Annotated in this window: 13 protein-coding genes; 3 read left to right on the top strand and 10 right to left on the bottom strand. The window is 50.6% G+C overall.

The window, feature by feature from the left end; genetic code table 11:
- The first annotated feature begins 4 nt into the window (after positions 1-4).
- Positions 5-1,507 carry a glycine betaine/L-proline transporter ProP gene (proP, locus tag BGE37_RS17150; protein WP_001298520.1) on the top strand — a complete coding sequence of 501 codons (1,503 nt, stop codon included), beginning with the start codon at positions 5-7 and terminating at the stop codon, positions 1,505-1,507.
- Between the two features lie 111 nt (positions 1,508-1,618).
- Complete coding sequence (pmrR, locus tag BGE37_RS17155) at positions 1,619-1,708, top strand: LpxT activity modulator PmrR (RefSeq protein WP_000797657.1); 90 nt, start codon at positions 1,619-1,621, stop codon at positions 1,706-1,708.
- On the opposite strand, the gene pmrB is transcribed toward pmrR, so the two are convergent.
- The 7 genes from pmrB to melR all read right to left on the bottom strand — a co-directional run bounded on the left by pmrB (position 1,684) and on the right by melR (position 11,154).
- The gene (gene pmrB, locus BGE37_RS17160) at positions 1,684-2,784 is read right to left on the bottom strand and encodes a two-component system sensor histidine kinase PmrB (protein ID WP_160529938.1); all 1,101 of its coding nucleotides are present in this window, start codon (positions 2,782-2,784) and stop codon (positions 1,684-1,686) included. The genes pmrR and pmrB overlap by 25 nt on opposite strands.
- Positions 2,785-3,453, bottom strand: a complete 669-nt coding sequence (gene basR / locus BGE37_RS17165) for a two-component system response regulator BasR (protein ID WP_088541537.1) — start codon at positions 3,451-3,453, stop codon at positions 2,785-2,787.
- Positions 3,450-5,093, bottom strand: a complete 1,644-nt coding sequence (eptA, locus tag BGE37_RS17170; RefSeq protein WP_088541536.1) for a phosphoethanolamine transferase EptA — start codon at positions 5,091-5,093, stop codon at positions 3,450-3,452. Before eptA ends, basR begins: the two co-directional genes overlap by 4 nt.
- Positions 5,094-5,196: 103 nt before the next feature.
- Positions 5,197-6,534, bottom strand: a complete 1,338-nt coding sequence (gene adiC / locus BGE37_RS17175) for an arginine/agmatine antiporter (protein WP_000093154.1) — start codon at positions 6,532-6,534, stop codon at positions 5,197-5,199.
- Between the two features lie 136 nt (positions 6,535-6,670).
- Complete coding sequence (gene adiY, locus BGE37_RS17180) at positions 6,671-7,432, bottom strand: DNA-binding transcriptional activator AdiY (RefSeq protein ID WP_001217059.1); 762 nt, start codon at positions 7,430-7,432, stop codon at positions 6,671-6,673.
- Between the two features lie 323 nt (positions 7,433-7,755).
- Positions 7,756-10,023, bottom strand: coding sequence for an arginine decarboxylase (gene adiA, locus BGE37_RS17185; RefSeq protein WP_077757039.1), 2,268 nt, complete (start codon positions 10,021-10,023; stop codon positions 7,756-7,758).
- A gap of 198 nt (positions 10,024-10,221) precedes the next feature.
- On the bottom strand, positions 10,222-11,154 hold the full coding sequence (gene melR, locus BGE37_RS17190; protein ID WP_255756424.1) for a transcriptional regulator MelR: 933 nt from the start codon (positions 11,152-11,154) through the stop codon (positions 10,222-10,224).
- Between the two features lie 258 nt (positions 11,155-11,412).
- Between melR and melA the strand changes: the two genes are divergently transcribed.
- Positions 11,413-12,768, top strand: coding sequence for an alpha-galactosidase (melA, locus tag BGE37_RS17200; protein WP_000986622.1), 1,356 nt, complete (start codon positions 11,413-11,415; stop codon positions 12,766-12,768).
- On the opposite strand, the gene BGE37_RS17205 is transcribed toward melA, so the two are convergent.
- The 3 genes from BGE37_RS17205 to dcuB all read right to left on the bottom strand — a co-directional run bounded on the left by BGE37_RS17205 (position 12,765) and on the right by dcuB (position 16,602).
- Positions 12,765-13,415 (bottom strand): DUF2238 domain-containing protein, encoded by a 651-nt coding sequence (locus tag BGE37_RS17205; RefSeq protein ID WP_105288259.1) that lies wholly within the window; start codon positions 13,413-13,415, stop codon positions 12,765-12,767. The genes melA and BGE37_RS17205 overlap by 4 nt on opposite strands.
- A 122-nt stretch (positions 13,416-13,537) precedes the next feature.
- Positions 13,538-15,184, bottom strand: a complete 1,647-nt coding sequence (gene fumB / locus BGE37_RS17210; RefSeq protein WP_000066704.1) for a class I fumarate hydratase — start codon at positions 15,182-15,184, stop codon at positions 13,538-13,540.
- Between the two features lie 77 nt (positions 15,185-15,261).
- Positions 15,262-16,602, bottom strand: coding sequence for an anaerobic C4-dicarboxylate transporter DcuB (gene dcuB, locus BGE37_RS17215; protein ID WP_000899522.1), 1,341 nt, complete (start codon positions 16,600-16,602; stop codon positions 15,262-15,264).
- Positions 16,603-16,997 lie beyond the last annotated feature (395 nt).

Genomic DNA, 16,997 nt, shown 5'->3' on the forward strand with positions numbered 1-16,997 from the left:
AGCTATGCTGAAAAGGAAAAAAGTAAAACCGATTACCCTTCGTGATGTCACTATTATTGATGACGGTAAACTGCGTAAAGCCATTACCGCAGCATCACTGGGTAATGCAATGGAATGGTTCGATTTTGGTGTTTATGGTTTTGTTGCTTACGCATTAGGTAAAGTTTTTTTCCCGGGGGCTGACCCCAGCGTGCAGATGGTTGCTGCACTTGCCACTTTCTCCGTTCCCTTTCTGATTCGACCGCTTGGCGGACTCTTCTTTGGTATGTTGGGCGATAAATATGGTCGCCAGAAGATCCTCGCTATCACTATTGTGATTATGTCGATCAGTACGTTCTGTATTGGTTTAATACCGTCCTACGACACGATTGGTATTTGGGCACCGATTCTGCTGTTGATCTGTAAGATGGCACAAGGTTTCTCGGTCGGCGGTGAATATACCGGGGCGTCGATATTTGTTGCGGAATACTCCCCTGACCGTAAACGTGGCTTTATGGGCAGCTGGCTGGACTTCGGTTCTATTGCCGGGTTTGTGCTGGGTGCGGGCGTGGTGGTGTTAATTTCGACCATTGTCGGCGAAGCGAACTTCCTCGACTGGGGCTGGCGTATTCCGTTCTTTATTGCTCTGCCGTTAGGGATTATCGGGCTTTACCTGCGCCATGCGCTGGAAGAAACTCCGGCGTTCCAGCAGCATGTTGATAAACTGGAACAGGGCGACCGCGAAGGTTTGCAGGATGGTCCGAAAGTCTCGTTTAAAGAGATTGCCACTAAATACTGGCGCAGCCTGTTGACATGTATTGGTCTGGTAATTGCCACCAACGTGACTTACTACATGTTGCTGACCTATATGCCGAGTTATTTGTCGCATAACCTGCATTACTCCGAAGACCACGGGGTGCTGATTATTATCGCCATTATGATCGGTATGCTGTTTGTCCAGCCGGTGATGGGCTTGCTGAGTGACCGTTTTGGCCGTCGTCCGTTTGTGCTACTTGGTAGTGTTGCACTGTTTGTGTTGGCGATCCCGGCGTTTATTCTGATTAACAGTAACGTCATCGGCCTGATTTTTGCCGGGTTACTGATGCTGGCGGTGATCCTTAACTGCTTCACGGGCGTTATGGCTTCTACCTTGCCAGCGATGTTCCCGACGCATATCCGTTACAGCGCGCTGGCGGCGGCATTTAATATTTCGGTGCTGGTTGCCGGTCTGACGCCAACGTTGGCGGCCTGGCTGGTCGAAAGCTCGCAGAATCTGATGATGCCTGCCTATTACCTGATGGTAGTGGCGGTGGTTGGTTTAATCACCGGCGTAACCATGAAAGAGACGGCGAATCGTCCGTTGAAAGGTGCGACACCGGCGGCGTCAGATATACAGGAAGCGAAGGAAATTCTCGTCGAGCATTACGATAATATCGAGCAGAAAATCGATGATATTGACCACGAGATTGCCGATTTGCAGGCGAAACGTACCCGCCTGGTGCAGCAACATCCGCGAATTGATGAATAAGCTGAAACGGATGGCCTGATGTGACGCTGTCTTATCAGGCCAATTGAACTCTTAAGGTTCACTTAATCTCTGACGCGCATACTCTCCTCCAGGTTAACGGAGGAGAGTGCAATGAAAAACCGTGTTTATGAAAGTTTAACTACCGTGTTCAGCGTGCTGGTGGTCAGCAGCTTTCTTTATATCTGGTTTGCCACGTACTGATCTTTTTTCAGCCGTATCCAGGCCCGTGTGCCAGAAGTCTCTTGCCGGTTTTGCAGGAAAAACTGCCCGTGATGCAACTGTGTAATGCGGCTGACAATACTTAACCCCAGACCAATCCCGCCATAACGGCTGTCCATACGTACAAACGCTTTACTCAACTCCCCGCATTTACTCTCATCAATACCCGGTCCTTCATCTTCAACGGCCATGACCGCTCCGCCATCTTCTTGCAGCTTAATCATAATGTTGCTGCCTTGCGGGCTGTAACGATGGGCATTTTCTACCAGGTTTCGCAATAACATCCGCAGCAGGGTTGCATCACCCTGAACGATGATGTCGGCGGCGCTCTCTGGTAATAGCAGGGTTTGCTGGCGCTGGTCGAGCATGGTACTGAGTTCGTCATACGAGGGGAGAATGACATCTTCCAGCAGTTTTACATGTTGATAATTACCGGAAGAAAATGACTGTCCGGCACGCGCCAGTTGCAGTAGCTGGGAGACACTCTCCATCATCTGATCAAGTCGTGCCACTAACGGTGCTACATCAATGTGATGCGTTTTCGCCAGCAGTTCCAGATGCAAACGCACCCCCGCCAGTGGCGTTCGCAGTTCGTGCGCGACGTCAGCGGTAAACAACCTTTCGTTATCCAGCGTGTTGGTCAGGCGACTGACCAGATCGTTTAACGCTGAAACCACCGCTTCGATTTCGAGGGTGGCGCTGTGAATGGCAATGGGCGTTAAGTTGTCGGCGGTGCGCGCTTCCAGCTCTTTTTGCAGCTCCGCCAGCGGGCGGGTGATGCGGCGTACCGCCTGATAGCAGATAAATAGCGTCAGGCTGACCATAAAGACGCCAGGGACAATCAGGCTGGCGACCGCCTCGCGGATCTCACGCATGATGTGGCGATCGTTGTTACGATTGTCGCGTAGCGCCTGCTCAAACAGCTGAATCTGCTCGGTACTTTCATGCCATAGCCAGAAGACGCTGATCAGCTCAAACACCAACAAAATGGCCCCGATGGTCAATATCAGCCGTTGGCGCAGCGATATTGGTCGGCGCAGAAAACGCATCAGATTCAATTAGTTTTCCTCATTCGCGACCAGCATATAGCCAAAGCCGCGCACGGTGCGGATACGGGCTTTGCCCACTTTGTCGCGCAGATTGTGGATATGCACTTCCAGGGTGTTGGTCGAGGGTTCATTGTCCCAGTTATAGATGTCGTTGTAGAGAATTTCCCGATGCACCGGACTGCCTGCTTTGAGCATTAACCGTGATAGCAGAGCATATTCTTTGGGCGTCAGAATCAACTCTTCACTGCCCATCCATACCTGACGGCGACCCATATTCAGCGTCAGATTGCCAACAATCAGCTCACTTTCACCCTGATTATTATGGCGTCGTAGCAGGGCGCGGATACGGGCATGTAACTCTTCCAGCGCAAAAGGCTTCACCAGATAGTCATCGGCACCGACATCCAGCCCGGCGATTTTGTCGGTAAGGGTATCGCGGGCGGTGAGAATTAACACCGGCAGGGTGTATTTTTTCTGCCGGATTCGGGCGAGAAAATGCAGCCCATCTTCGTCGGGTAACCCTAAATCCAGTACCACCAGGCTGTAATGACCTGCCTCAAGGCTTTGTTCCGCCATCCGCGCGGTTGTCACGCCATCGCACGCGTAGCCTTCGGTTTGCGCCGCCAGAATCAATCCCTGCAATAACAGCGTATCGTCTTCAACAATCAGAATTTTCATTCACTCACTCTCCTGCAAGTTTGCAGAATATCATCCGCAGCCTGGTAATACTTCGTCTCAACGCCAGTTAATCCCAATAGCGTGGAGAATAAATTGTCTTGTGAATAGTGTTGCGTTTGCGCCTGTTTCTGTAGGCAACTTTGGTCAACCTGATACCGTTTTTGATAATCCTCAGACAGCCACAGCAGCATCGGCACCTGTTTTTGGCTATCCGGGGCGATGGCATAAGGCAAACCGTGCAGATAGATGCCATTTTCACCTAACGATTCACCGTGGTCAGAAAGATAAACCAGGCTGGTGGTAAATTTATCCTGATGTTCTTTCAGTAGATTAATTGCTTTATCAACAATATAGTCGACGTAGACCAGCGTATTGTCGTAAGTGTTTACCAGTTGCTCTTGGGTACAGGTCTGGATCTCGTTGGTGTCGCAGGTAGGGGTAAATTTCCTGAACTGTGGCGGATAGCGATTGTAATAGGTCGGGCCGTGACTGCCGATGGTGTGTAAGACAATTACGCCATCACCTTGCAGGTTATTGATGTACTCTTCCAGCCCGTGGAAAAGCACTTCGTCATAACATTCGCCGTTGATACACTGACCAGGCAGGTTCAGCGCAGTGACGTTCTGGTGAGGCACGCGATCGCAGGCACCTTTGCAGCCACCATCGTTGTCATTCCACAGCACGTTGATGCCCGCTCGCTGAATGATATCCAGCACGCCTTCCTGGTGCTGTGCCAACTCTTCTTTGTAATGCTCACGCGGCATATCCGAGAACATGCACGGTACTGAAACTGCCGTTGCCGTGCCGCAAGATGCGGTATTAGGGAAATAGACCACGTTATCTTTCGCCAGCCGCGGGTTAGTTTCACGCGGGTAGCCGTTGAGGGAGAAGTTCTCCGCCCGCGAGGTTTCGCCGACAATCAAAATGGTCAAATTTTTACGTTTCTCGTTCTGCATTAACGGGTTGCGGTGCGCGTCTTCACCAATTCGCACCAGCGGCAGATTTGCCAGTCGCTGATGGGAGTACCATGACCAGCTGGCAACAATGCTGTTAGAGGGGCTTAAGGACTTCACCAGCTCTTTGTTGTTGCGAAACAGCGAGGCGTAGTCTTTATAAAACAGTGCGGCGACCAGCAGAATCAGGAGCACAGAAACCAGAATATTGGCTCCACGGAAAAGAACACTGCGCAGGCGCGAGGTGGCCGGTTTGATTTTAATCCAGCAGGCAATTAGCGCAGCAAGTACGCCGCTGAGTCCCAGCGTTAATAACATTTGCGGTGTCATCAGCGCATAACTTTCTGCTGGGGTGGTATCAATAATATTGGCAATCATCGAGCGGTCGATGACGATGCCGTAAGTCATTATGAAATATTGTGCAGCCGCGCCAACCAGAATAAACAGGCAGGCCAGCGGTCGATTAAGCCATAAGAAAGAGCTTAGTGTCAGGACAATATTAATCACGCTGAAAGCGACGACCGGCATCGACAAGAAAACCAGTACGTTATGCAGCGAGTCCAGCGGCAGCGCCTGCAACACCTGTTTAAAAAAGGCAATATTCAGGCAGATAGAGATATAAAAAGCGGCCAACAATAGCCAGGCGAGTAAATTCAAAGAGGGTCTTTTTAGTAGGCGCTTCAACATCACGGTGTTTCCATCGAACAAAGTGCGCATATGCTCGCAAAGCAAAATTAAGCCAACCTTAAGTTCTTAAGGTTGGCTTTTATGTTTGCTGGATTAAGGGGAATTAATCTTTGCTTATTGGTGCATCTAAGGGATACGGGTTTTTATGCAGCCGGTTGTAATTCAGCGCATACATGGCGGTGATGACCATCAGGGTGACAAATGACCACATAACCTCTTTCGCCCCGGACCCCACCACGGCCCAGATGCAGTAGAGGAAGGCAATGGTAGTAACAGCCAGATATGCAGGGCGTGCTTTACCAAAGTGGCCGTGGCCGAGCAGCAGTAACGCCGCACAGGTGTAAAGATATGGCACCAGTGTAAAGATGACCGACACGGAAGAAACCAGACCGAATTCTTTGGTCGCGTTTGGCGAAATGCTGCTGAGCTGGAAGATGGTCATCAAAATTCCGACGATAATCAGCCCCGCCACTGGCGTACCCGCTTTGTTTACACGAGCAAAAATCGGTGGGAACAGCCCGTCATCGGCAGCGGCTTTCGCCGTTTGACCCGCCAGCAATGTCCAGCCGCCCAGTGAACCTAAGCAACCCGCAGCTGCGCAGAAAGAAACAATGGCCCCGGCGGTGTCACCCAGCGCCATCCGTGCGGCATCACCGAATGGCGAAGCAGAAACGCGCAGTGCGGCATTAGGGATCATCCCCATAATCGCGGTGGTAGAAAGTACATAGCAAACGGCGGCAATCAATACCCCACCAATGGTGGCGATAGGGACGTTGCGTTTCGGGTTTTTCACCACACCTGCGGCAACGGAGGCACTTTCCACACCGATGAACGACCACAGCGTAACGTTAAGGGTACTTTGAATCGCGCCGAAGGTGCCCAGGCCGCTGACGTTCCATGCCGCCATATAGGTTTCACCACGGAACCAGAACCAGCCAAATACGGCAATCCCGACGATGGGGATCAGCGCCAGCACGGTGGCAACGGCCTGCACGCGGGTGATCATTTTCGGACCGACAATGTTCAGCAGGACGAAGATCCACAGCACCACGACGCAGGTGATGGTTAATACCAGTGGATCTTTCAGAATCGGGAAGAAGTAACTTAAATATCCTACGCCAATGACCACCATGGCGATATTGCCGATCCAGCAGGCCAGCCAGTAGAGGACGTTGGTTTGATAACCGAGAAACGGGCCAAAGCAGCGGCGGGCGTAAGCGTAAGAACCACCAGGACTTGGGTCGAGGAACGACATTTTGGCGTATACCATCGAGAGCCCCAGCGCACCGATAATCGTCACCAACCATCCATAAATGGCAATCCCGCCAGTGGAGGCCAGGTTTGCAGGTAACAGAAAAACACCTGACCCCATAATATTCCCCGACACCATCAGGGTGACGGGGATTAAGCCCACTTTGTGAGCATCAGCATCCGAAGACATAATTAAACTCCTGCGAAGGCGAGCTTCGTGACAATAAATTACGTCATATCATACGCCTGCATTCGATAGTTGAATTATTATCGACCGGGTTATCGCTGATGCCGTTATTAATATAGCTCTTCGTTAAGGTTAAAAATCAGGCGACAGTGCGCTCTCTGTGCTGACTAACATAATGCAGAGGCGTCATACCGTAGAAGTCTTTAAAGACAGAAATAAAGTACGACGTACTGTTGTAGCCACACGACTGTGAGACCTGAGAGATATTTTTACCGTCCATCATTAATTCATTGACGGCATAACGCATGCGGCAGGTGGTGATTATTTGGCTATAACTGGTGTTTTCGCTTTTCAGCTTTTTCTTTAACAGGCTTGGGCTAAGACATAAACAACTGGCTACCATACTAAGATTCCAGTCTTTGTGGATATCGCTTTCAATAATTTGATAAACGCTGTCACTTACACAATTACGTAACATATACATCATTAATGAAAGGAATTTTTTACTGTCGAGAAAACGGGATAGCACTGTGAATAATAATGCACGTGTTCGTTCTTTTTCTGACTCAGTTTCAGCGGGCATCATGCTATGTTGCGCGGCAACGCGAAAGACGTCTGGCGTCAGGCATGGCAGGGTGAGGATGGGCGTAGCACTACGTTGCCATACTGGTATTTGCGAGAGATCTTTATTCAGAAACCGGAGGTAATCTTTGATGATGTCGTGACTAATATGAGCAACCAAAGTGTTATTAAGAGAGGAGACGTCGATAATATTATTTTCACAATTTAATAACGCCATATGGTTAGCTTTAAGGCTAATAGGTTCTTTCCCATTCACCCTTATCCAGACATCTTTTTCAGTCAATAAAACAATACAAGGTTGGTCGCTGCAAATCCTCATACATGTACTCCTGAGTGCGAATAAAAGACCAGTTCTCGCTAAAGCAAAGCGATACCGGGAAATGGTTATATAATTGTATGATGAATATAAACATGCATAAAAATAACGAGTTTTACTAATATTACAAATTTTTATAGTAATTTCTCATGTACATATTTTTTTACAGGATAAATAACAGGCGAAAAAAAGCGCGGGGTGGGACCGCGCAAAAAGTATGACATTTTTGTTTGCAGCAATTTTTATGAAAACGTTGCCATACTAAAAAGGCCTCAAGCCAGGCGGCGTAATGTTATTTAACAATTACGCCTTCAGCGGAATAGTGGTTACGCTTTCACACACATGACGTGGTAAATACCGTCAATAATTTCAGTCCCTTCAGTTTCGTGTTCAAATCCAGGGAAATGATGGTCCCAGGATTGCAGGGAGCGTAAATAACTTACCTGTGGACTGTTTTTATCGCCGAAGTTTTCACCAGACAGTAGCATCGGGATTCCTGGCGGATACGGGATAACTGAGTTTGCCGCGATGCGTCCAGGCAGATTTTCAATGGATACCAGTTCGACATTGTTATCGACAATTGCGTTGTACGCTTCACGCGGGGTGATTTCCGCCACCGGCAGGCCGGAATAGGCTTCGTTCAACCGTGCGCCAGGGTTATTTTCTTTTAGCCAGGCAAACATGGTGTCACCCAGATCGTGAATCCCCATATTCGCGTAAGTGTCAGGATATTGTTCAACAAGTTCCGGCATCACCTGCGCCAGCGGTGTGTTGGCGTCGTAGTGGCGTTTGAAGGAGCAAAGGGTGTTAACCAGAGTTCCCCATTTCCCACGGGTTACGCCCATAGAGAACAGGAACATAATCTGGAAGTCAGTGGTGCGGGTAGGCACAATGCCGTGGCGACCAAGCCAGGCAGTGACCAGCGCCGCCGGAACACCGGTTTCTTCCAGTTCACCATCTTCACCCATTCCCGGTGCGAGAATGCTGACTTTAATTGGGTCGAGCATACTCCAGTTATCCGGAATATCTTTGAAGCCGTGCCAGCTTTCGCCCGGATGCATTACCCAGCAGTCCTGAACGGTGGTCAGCAGTTTGGTTGGCGCGTCAGCAAAGTCGTAGGTTTTGCCGGTTTGTGGATCGGTGACCACTTCTTTGTTCCACGGTTTGAAGAACCAGCTACCGTCATGGGTGAACTCTTTATACAGCCGTGCCATCGCTTGACGGAAATCAACCGCTTCGTCGATCACTTCCTGGGTCAGTGACAGGCCGCTGTTGCCGTCCATCATCGACACCGCCACGTCGTTAGATGCACAGATGGCATACAGCGGGGAGGTGGTGGCATGCATCATGTATGCCTGGTTGAAGCGGGAGAAGTTAATCGCCCCACGACCTTCACGCACATGAATGTAAGAGGCCTGTGACAGCGCATTCAGCAGTTTGTGGGTTGAGTGGGTGGCGAAAACGGTAGGACCGTTGTGATCGCCAGGTTCACCGCGCATGGCATAGTGATCGGCATAGATCGGGTTGAAACGTGCATAGCCGTACCAGGCTTCGTCAAAGTGCAGACGATCGGAAGTTTTTTCCAGCAGATCCTGCGCTTCTTTAGCGTTATAACACACGCCGTCATAGGTGCAGTTGGTTACCACGCAGTAAGACGGTTTTTGCCCGGCTTTGTCTTTGGTCAGCGGGCTTTCACTGATTTTCTTCTGCAAGGTTTCAGGTTGCATTTCCTGCGGATAAATTGGCCCGATAATGCCGTAGCGGTTGCGGCTTGGCACCATGTAGACCGGTTTCGCGCCTGTCAGCATCAAGCCTTGTTCGATGGATTTATGGCAGTTACGGTCAACGACCACTACATCGTTATCGGTCATGCAAGCCTGCATGATGGTACGGTTAGAGCCGGAAGTACCGACGACTACCGACCAGGAGCGATCGGCACCAAATACGCGTGCGGCATATTTTTCGCTTTCGCCAAATGCGCCAGTATGGTCAAGCAAAGAACCGAGGGAAGTCCGTTCGATGCCCATGTCGGTGCGGAACAGATTTTCACCATAGTAGTCATGGTAAAAACGTCCGGCGGGTGTTTTGGTAAAGCCAACGCCGCCCTGGTGGCCTGGCGCTGCCCAGGAATATTCATGGATGTCGCTATATTTCATCAGCGCGCTGAACAGTGGCGGCAACAGCTGCTGGCGGTAGCGGGTCATTGCGGCAACGGCGCGTCCGGCGATAAAGTCGGCGGTATCTTCCAGAATCCAGGCGAATTCATCGACAAGCTCCAGCAGATCTCGGTCTATTGCGGCGAGGGCTTTTTCCCGATCGCCCAACAGGAAGACCGGCACGTTTTGTTGGCGCTCATGAAGCTTACCGATCAATTGTCTGACGTTTTGATGTTCGTCCGGATGTTCCATTTGATAGCTGAACATCAGGCAGTCAATGGCTTCGTTTGAAGAGAGAATGGCAAAGCCATCATCAAAGGAGGTGGATTTAATCACGGTAACATTTTGCTGGCTTAAAGCATCTGCCAGACGCTCAACGGCGTTACCGACCCAGGTGTCCTGATGGAGAAACTCGCTTTCAACAATTAATACTTTCATCATTGCTTACCCGGTTATGAAGGAATCTTCGTTGCGGGCAAGTATCTTCCGGCCTTTTCGGGCTGTAAAGCGCATGAAAAACAAACATTTTTTATATATTCATTTTTATAAACAATATGTTATGTGATTATTTTGATTTATTTTCACTGCTTATTATCGACGGCTAAACTATTTTTTTGGCTGATACTGATATCGTCTTTAGCCGGGAAACGTCTGGCGGCGCTGTTGGCTAAGTTTGCGGTATTGTTGCGGTGACATGCCGACATATTTGCCGAACGTGCTGTAAAAACGGCTACTCGAACGAAAGCCTGCCGTCAGGGCAATATCGAGAATACTTTTATCGGTATCGCTCAGTAACGCGCGAACGTGGTTGATGCGCATCGCGGTAATGTACTGTTTCATCGTCAATTGCATGACCCGCTGGAATATCCCCATTGCATAGTTGGCGTTAAGTTTGACGTGCTCAGCCACATCGTTGATGGTCAGCGCCTGATCATAGTTTTCGGCAATAAAGCCCAGCATCTGGCTGACATAAAATTGCGCATGGCGCGAGACGCTGTTTTTGTGTGTGCGCGAGGTTTTATTGACCAGAATCGGTTCCCAGCCAGAGAGGCTAAATCGCTTGAGCATCAGGCCAATTTCATCAATGGCGAGCTGGCGAATTTGCTCGTTCGGACTGTTCAATTCCTGCTGCCAGCGGCGCACTTCAAACGGGCTAAGTTGCTGTGTCGCCAGTGATTTGATCACCATGCCGTGAGTGACGTGGTTAATCAGGTCTTTATCCAGCGGCCAGGAGAGAAACAGATGCATCGGCAGATTAAAAATCGCCATGCTCTGACAGGTTCCGGTATCTGTTAGTTGGTGCGGTGTACAGGCCCAGAACAGCGTGATATGTCCCTGATTGATACTCACTTTTTCATTGTTGATCAGGTATTCCACATCGCCATCGAAAGGCACATTCACTTCGACCTGACCATGCCAGTGGCTGGTGGGCATGATATGCGGTGCGCGAAACTCAATCTCCATCCGCTGGTATTCCGAATACAGCGACAGCGGGCTGCGGGTCTGTTTTTCGTCGCTGCTGCACATAAACGTATCTGTATTCATGGATGACTCTCTTTCCTGGAATATCAGAATTATGGCAGGAGTGAGGGAGGATGACTGCGAGTGGGAGCACGGTTTTCGTCCTCTTGCCAGAGGGGCGAAGGGATCATCCGAGTACCATGAGGCCGAAAACTCTGCTTTTCAGGTAATTTATTCCCATAAACTCAGATTTACTGACACTTCACGCAGGATCTGAGTTTATGGGAATGCTCAACCTGGAAGCCGGAGGTTTTCTGCAGATTCGCCTGCCATGATGAAGTTATTCAAGCAAGCCAGGAGATCTGCATGATGTCTGCACCCAAAATTACATTTATCGGCGCTGGTTCGACGATTTTCGTTAAAAATATTCTTGGTGATGTGTTCCATCGCGAGGCGCTGAAAACGGCGCATATTGCCCTGATGGACATTGATCCCACCCGCCTGGAAGAGTCGCATATTGTGGTGCGCAAGCTGATGGATTCAGCAGGGGCCAGCGGCAAAATCACCTGCCACACCCAACAGAAAGAAGCCTTACAGGATGCCGATTTTGTCGTGGTGGCATTTCAGATTGGCGGTTATGAACCTTGCACGGTGACTGATTTCGAGGTCTGTAAGCGCCACGGTCTGGAACAAACCATTGCCGATACGCTGGGGCCGGGCGGTATTATGCGCGCGCTGCGTACCATTCCGCACCTGTGGCAAATTTGCGAGGACATGACGGAAGTCTGCCCCGATGCCACCATGCTCAACTATGTTAACCCAATGGCGATGAATACCTGGGCGATGTATGCCCGCTATCCGCATATCAAACAGGTAGGGCTGTGCCATTCGGTGCAGGGAACGGCGGAAGAGCTGGCGCGTGACCTCAATATCGACCCGGCTACGCTGCGTTACCGTTGCGCAGGTATCAACCATATGGCGTTTTACCTGGAACTGGAGCGCAAAACCGCCGACGGCAGTTACGTGAATCTCTACCCGGAACTGCTGGCGGCTTATGAAGCAGGGCAGGCACCGAAGCCGAATATTCATGGCAATACTCGCTGCCAGAATATTGTGCGCTACGAAATGTTCAAAAAGCTGGGCTACTTCGTCACGGAATCGTCAGAACATTTTGCTGAGTACACGCCGTGGTTTATTAAGCCAGGTCGTGAGGATTTGATTGAGCGTTATAAAGTACCGCTGGATGAGTACCCGAAACGCTGCGTCGAGCAGCTGGCGAACTGGCATAAAGAGCTGGAGGAGTATAAGAACGCCTCCCGGATTGATATTAAACCGTCACGGGAATATGCCAGCACAATCATGAACGCTATCTGGACTGGCGAGCCGAGTGTGATTTATGGCAACGTCCGTAACGATGGTTTGATTGATAACCTGCCACAAGGATGTTGCGTGGAAGTGGCCTGTTTAGTTGATGCTAATGGCATTCAGCCGACCAAAGTCGGTACGCTACCTTCGCATCTGGCCGCCCTGATGCAAACCAACATCAACGTACAGACGCTGCTGACGGAAGCCATTCTCACAGAAAATCGCGACCGTGTTTACCACGCCGCGATGATGGACCCGCATACTGCCGCCGTGCTGGGCATTGACGAAATATATGCTCTTGTTGACGACCTGATTGCCGCCCACGGCGACTGGCTGCCAGGCTGGTTGCACCGTTAAGAGGTAATCGCTTCCGGCGCTCTGGTGATTAAGCCATAGCGCCGTAGCTGGCGGCAATGAAAGCGAGCGAGGAATATCACCGTCGTTAATGCGCCAAGCAGCGCGCAGAACATATCGGATTGCGTGTCCCACTGGTCGCCCTGGGTGCCGAGAAAATCATCCGCTCCCTGACCCATTGCCAGCGCTGCCCACCACTCGATTAATTCATACATCGCGCTTATCGCCAGCGCCACGCAGCAGACCAGAAACGCCACCATTTTACGTCCGTGCACGTACATCCCGCGAACGAGAATTTCTCGCGCCACCAGTGCAGGCACCAGCCCCTGGAAAAAATGCCCCAGCTTGTCATACGGATTACGGCTCAACCCCAGCCATTCCTGCACCTCAAAACCAACGGGGACTTTCGCGTAGGTGTATTGCCCGCCGACCATCAGGATGATGGCATGAAAGAAAATGAGCGTATAGAGCAGCGGCGTTAACGGGTAACGTCTGGCGGTGGCAAGCAGTAGCGGCACGACAATAATCACCGGTGTCACTTCCATCAGCCAGGTGAGTTTGTCATTGGCCGAAATGCCGGTATAAATCAGGATTAACGTTAGCGCCAGTGCGCCGGTGTTAAGAATTAACGGCTTGAGTGTGCGGGTCATGGTGAGTTCGCAAGTCAGGAAAAATACTGACTATTCACCAGCAAGCGTGAAATTACAATCGCAAAAGAGGTGGCCCAGGGGGATCACCTGGCAGCATGCTGCCAGGCGCTGGGCCGAAGAGGTTACTTAGTGCAGTTCGCGCACTGTTTGTTGACGATTTGCTGGAAGAAGTCGTTGCCTTTGTCATCGACCAGGATAAACGCCGGGAAATCTTCTACTTCGATTTTCCAGATAGCTTCCATACCCAGCTCCGGATAAGCGACGCATTCCAGATGCTTGATGCTCTGCTGCGCCAGTACCGCCGCCGGGCCGCCGATACTACCGAGGTAGAAGCCGCCGTGTTTATGACACGCGTCGGTAACCTGCTGACTGCGGTTACCTTTCGCCAGCATGATCATGCTGCCGCCGTGGGATTGCAGCAGATCCACGTAGGAGTCCATACGACCTGCGGTGGTTGGGCCAAGTGAACCTGATGGATAACCGGCAGGCGTTTTCGCCGGACCCGCGTAGTAGATCGGGTGATCTTTGATGTACTGCGGCAGTTCTTTACCGGCGTCAATCAGCTCTTTCAGTTTGGCGTGTGCAATATCGCGACCCACGATAATAGTGCCGGTGAGCGACAAGCGGGTGGATACCGGGTATTGCGAAAGCTGGGCGAGGATCTCTTTCATCGGGCGGTTAAGGTCGACTTTCACCGCTTCGCCTTCACCGGCCTGACGCAGTTCTTGTGGAATGTACTGGCCTGGATTGTGTTCCAGTTTTTCGATCCAGATACCTTCGCGGTTGATTTTCGCTTTAATGTTACGGTCAGCGGAGCAGGAGACGCCCATACCTACCGGGCAGGATGCGCCGTGACGTGGCAGACGGATCACGCGGATGTCGTGCGCGAAGTATTTACCGCCAAACTGCGCGCCAAGGCCGAGTTTCTGGGCCTCTTCCAGCAGTTCCTGTTCCAGCTGGACATCTCGGAACGCCTGACCATGTTCGTTCCCTTCGGTCGGCAGTTCATCGTAATAGTGAGCGCTTGCTAACTTGACGGTTTTCAGGTTGGTTTCCGCAGACGTACCGCCAATCACAAACGCGATATGGTACGGCGGGCAGGCTGCAGTACCGAGTGTACGCATTTTCTCGACGAGGAAGTTTTTCAGTTTGCCGGGAGTCAGCAAAGCTTTGGTTTCCTGGTAGAGATACGTTTTATTGGCAGAGCCACCGCCTTTGGCGACGCAGAGGAATTTGTATTCGTCGCCATCTACCGCGTACAGGTCGATTTGCGCAGGCAGGTTCGTGCCGGTGTTGACCTCTTTGTACATGTCCAGCGGCGCGTTTTGTGAGTAACGCAGGTTATCTTCGATATAGGTGTTATAGACACCTTTCGACAGCGCTTCTTCATCGCCGCCTCCGGTCCACACGCGCTGACCTTTTTTACCGACGATGATCGCGGTGCCAGTATCCTGGCAGGTTGGCAGCACGCCTTTGGCGGCGATTTCTGAGTTTCTTAAGAATTGCAGCGCCACGTACTTGTCGTTTTCGCTGGCTTCTGGATCGTGAAGAATTGCAGCAACCTGTTTCTGGTGTGCCGGGCGGAGCATGAAAGAAGCGTCGTGGAAGGCTTGCTGCGCCAGCAAGGTCAGGGCTTCTGGTTCCACTTTCAGGATGGTTTCGCCGTCGAAGTCGGCAACGCTAACGTAATCGGACGTGAGTAGATAGTATTCGGTATTGTCTTTCCCCATCGGGAAAGGTGCCTGGTAGATAAAGGGTTTGTTTGACATAGCTTCCAGCCTGTAACTCTGTATTTGTTATTCGAAAATGGCGTGCCGCGCAGTCACGGGCGGCACGCAAAGTGCATTTATAAGAACCCGTACATCGCAGCGAAGATCCAGCCGAAGACGCACGATACGCTCACACCAATCAACCCCGGCAGAATAAAGCTGTGGTTGATGACGAAGCGACCGATGTGGGTGGTGCCGGAACGGTCAAACTGAATCGCTGCCAGGTCGCTCGGATAAGTCGGCAGGATGTAATAACCGTAGCAAGCCGGTGCTGAAGCCACGATGTATGCCGGATCAACGCCGATCGCCAGCGCGACCGGAACAATCGCCGCCAGCGCCGCAGCCTGAGAGTTTACAAATTTGGAAACCAGCAGCAGAACAATGGCATAGGCCCACGGATACTCTTTCACCATTTCACCCAGTACGCCCTGAATTTCAGACATATGCGCACCGAACATGGTTTCTGCCATCCATGCGATACCGTACACCGCCACGATGGCGATCATACCGGAACGGAAGACTTCGTTTTTTGAGATAGACGCGGGATTGGTTTTGGTCAGGATAATAATCAGCGCCCCGGTTAGCAGCATAAACATCTGAATAACCAGTACCATCGACAGCGGTTTGCCACCGAAGGATGGACGCAGGTCCGAATCAGCACCAAGAAGTGCAACTACAGCGATTGCCCCGAGGAAGATCCACATTGCTAGCCAGTTGCTTTTCGGCAGTTTTTTATCCAGCAGCGTCGCGGTATCACCGTAAACATACTCACGGTTTTCCGGTACGGAGATGAATTTCTGGAACTCTTCATCTTTATCCAGATCTTTACCGCGGAACCAACTGAAGATACCGATCGCCAGGATACCGATTAACGTCGATGGAATGGTGATTGCCAGCAGGTCGAGGAACTCAAGATGGCGGCCATCAAAGGTGACATTACCCAGCATCGCAACCAGAGATACAACCGCAACCGACACTGGACTTGCGATAATCCCCATCTGTGCACCGATAGAACTTGCCGCCATCGGACGTTCCGGACGGATGTTGTTCTTAATAGCAACGTCGTAGATGATCGGCAGAATGGTGTAAACCACATGACCCGTACCGCAAAGAATGGTCAGCGTGCAGGTTACAAACGGTGCGACAATTGAGACATATTTCGGATTGCGGCGCAGCAGCTTCTCGGCAATTTGCAGCATGACATCAAGACCGCCCGAAGCTTGCAAGGTCGCCGAGGCCGCCACCACCGCAATGATAACCAGCATGACATCAACCGGTGGTTTACCTGGCTGAAGGTGGAAGACGAAGACCAGAATGACCAGGCCGATACCGCCTAATAAACCCAGCGCGATACCGCCCTTTCTGGCACCATAAAACAGACATATCAGTATTATGATAAGTTGGATAGTAAATAACATGTGTAAACCCTCGCGATAATCCTATTTAAATTTTTGCTGAATAGATCACAGTCACGTTCTGTTTTGTATGAACTGTTTTCAGAGCTTGACTAAATATCCGTTTGGTCGTTACCGGCTTGAGTAAATACCTCACAGTGAATATTGGCTGATTAAAGCAGCGGCAAATTTATGCACTGTGATAAGCGGTTTTTTCAGAGAGAAATACTCTCTGGCGATGGGTTTATAGTTTGTACTACGCAGATGTTAATGTTTTGTTTGCTGCTATCTTATTGATACTTATCGGTATATTTTTTGTTCTCAGGGTAGGTATCATCAGGTTTATAGATTATTCTTAACTACCCATTTGTGGGTAAAAATACACATAATGCGGGCGACATAATAGTTAATTAACTTTT

Source organism: Escherichia sp. MOD1-EC6300 (genome assembly GCF_002965045.1).
Classification (GTDB): domain Bacteria; phylum Pseudomonadota; class Gammaproteobacteria; order Enterobacterales; family Enterobacteriaceae; genus Escherichia; species Escherichia coli_F.

Excerpts from the sequence above, each read along its gene's own strand:
- basR (WP_088541537.1), bottom strand. The coding sequence starts at position 3,453 with ATGAAAATTCTGATTGTTGAAGACGATACGCTGTTATTGCAGGGATTG.
- proP (WP_001298520.1), top strand. The coding sequence starts at position 5 with ATGCTGAAAAGGAAAAAAGTAAAACCGATTACCCTTCGTGATGTCACT.
- dcuB (WP_000899522.1), bottom strand. The coding sequence starts at position 16,602 with ATGTTATTTACTATCCAACTTATCATAATACTGATATGTCTGTTTTAT.
- eptA (WP_088541536.1), bottom strand. The coding sequence starts at position 5,093 with ATGTTGAAGCGCCTACTAAAAAGACCCTCTTTGAATTTACTCGCCTGG.
- melA (WP_000986622.1), top strand. The coding sequence starts at position 11,413 with ATGATGTCTGCACCCAAAATTACATTTATCGGCGCTGGTTCGACGATT.
- BGE37_RS17205 (WP_105288259.1), bottom strand. The coding sequence starts at position 13,415 with ATGACCCGCACACTCAAGCCGTTAATTCTTAACACCGGCGCACTGGCG.
- adiC (WP_000093154.1), bottom strand. The coding sequence starts at position 6,534 with ATGTCTTCGGATGCTGATGCTCACAAAGTGGGCTTAATCCCCGTCACC.
- adiY (WP_001217059.1), bottom strand. The coding sequence starts at position 7,432 with ATGAGGATTTGCAGCGACCAACCTTGTATTGTTTTATTGACTGAAAAA.
- pmrR (WP_000797657.1), top strand. The coding sequence starts at position 1,619 with ATGAAAAACCGTGTTTATGAAAGTTTAACTACCGTGTTCAGCGTGCTG.
- adiA (WP_077757039.1), bottom strand. The coding sequence starts at position 10,023 with ATGAAAGTATTAATTGTTGAAAGCGAGTTTCTCCATCAGGACACCTGG.
- fumB (WP_000066704.1), bottom strand. The coding sequence starts at position 15,184 with ATGTCAAACAAACCCTTTATCTACCAGGCACCTTTCCCGATGGGGAAA.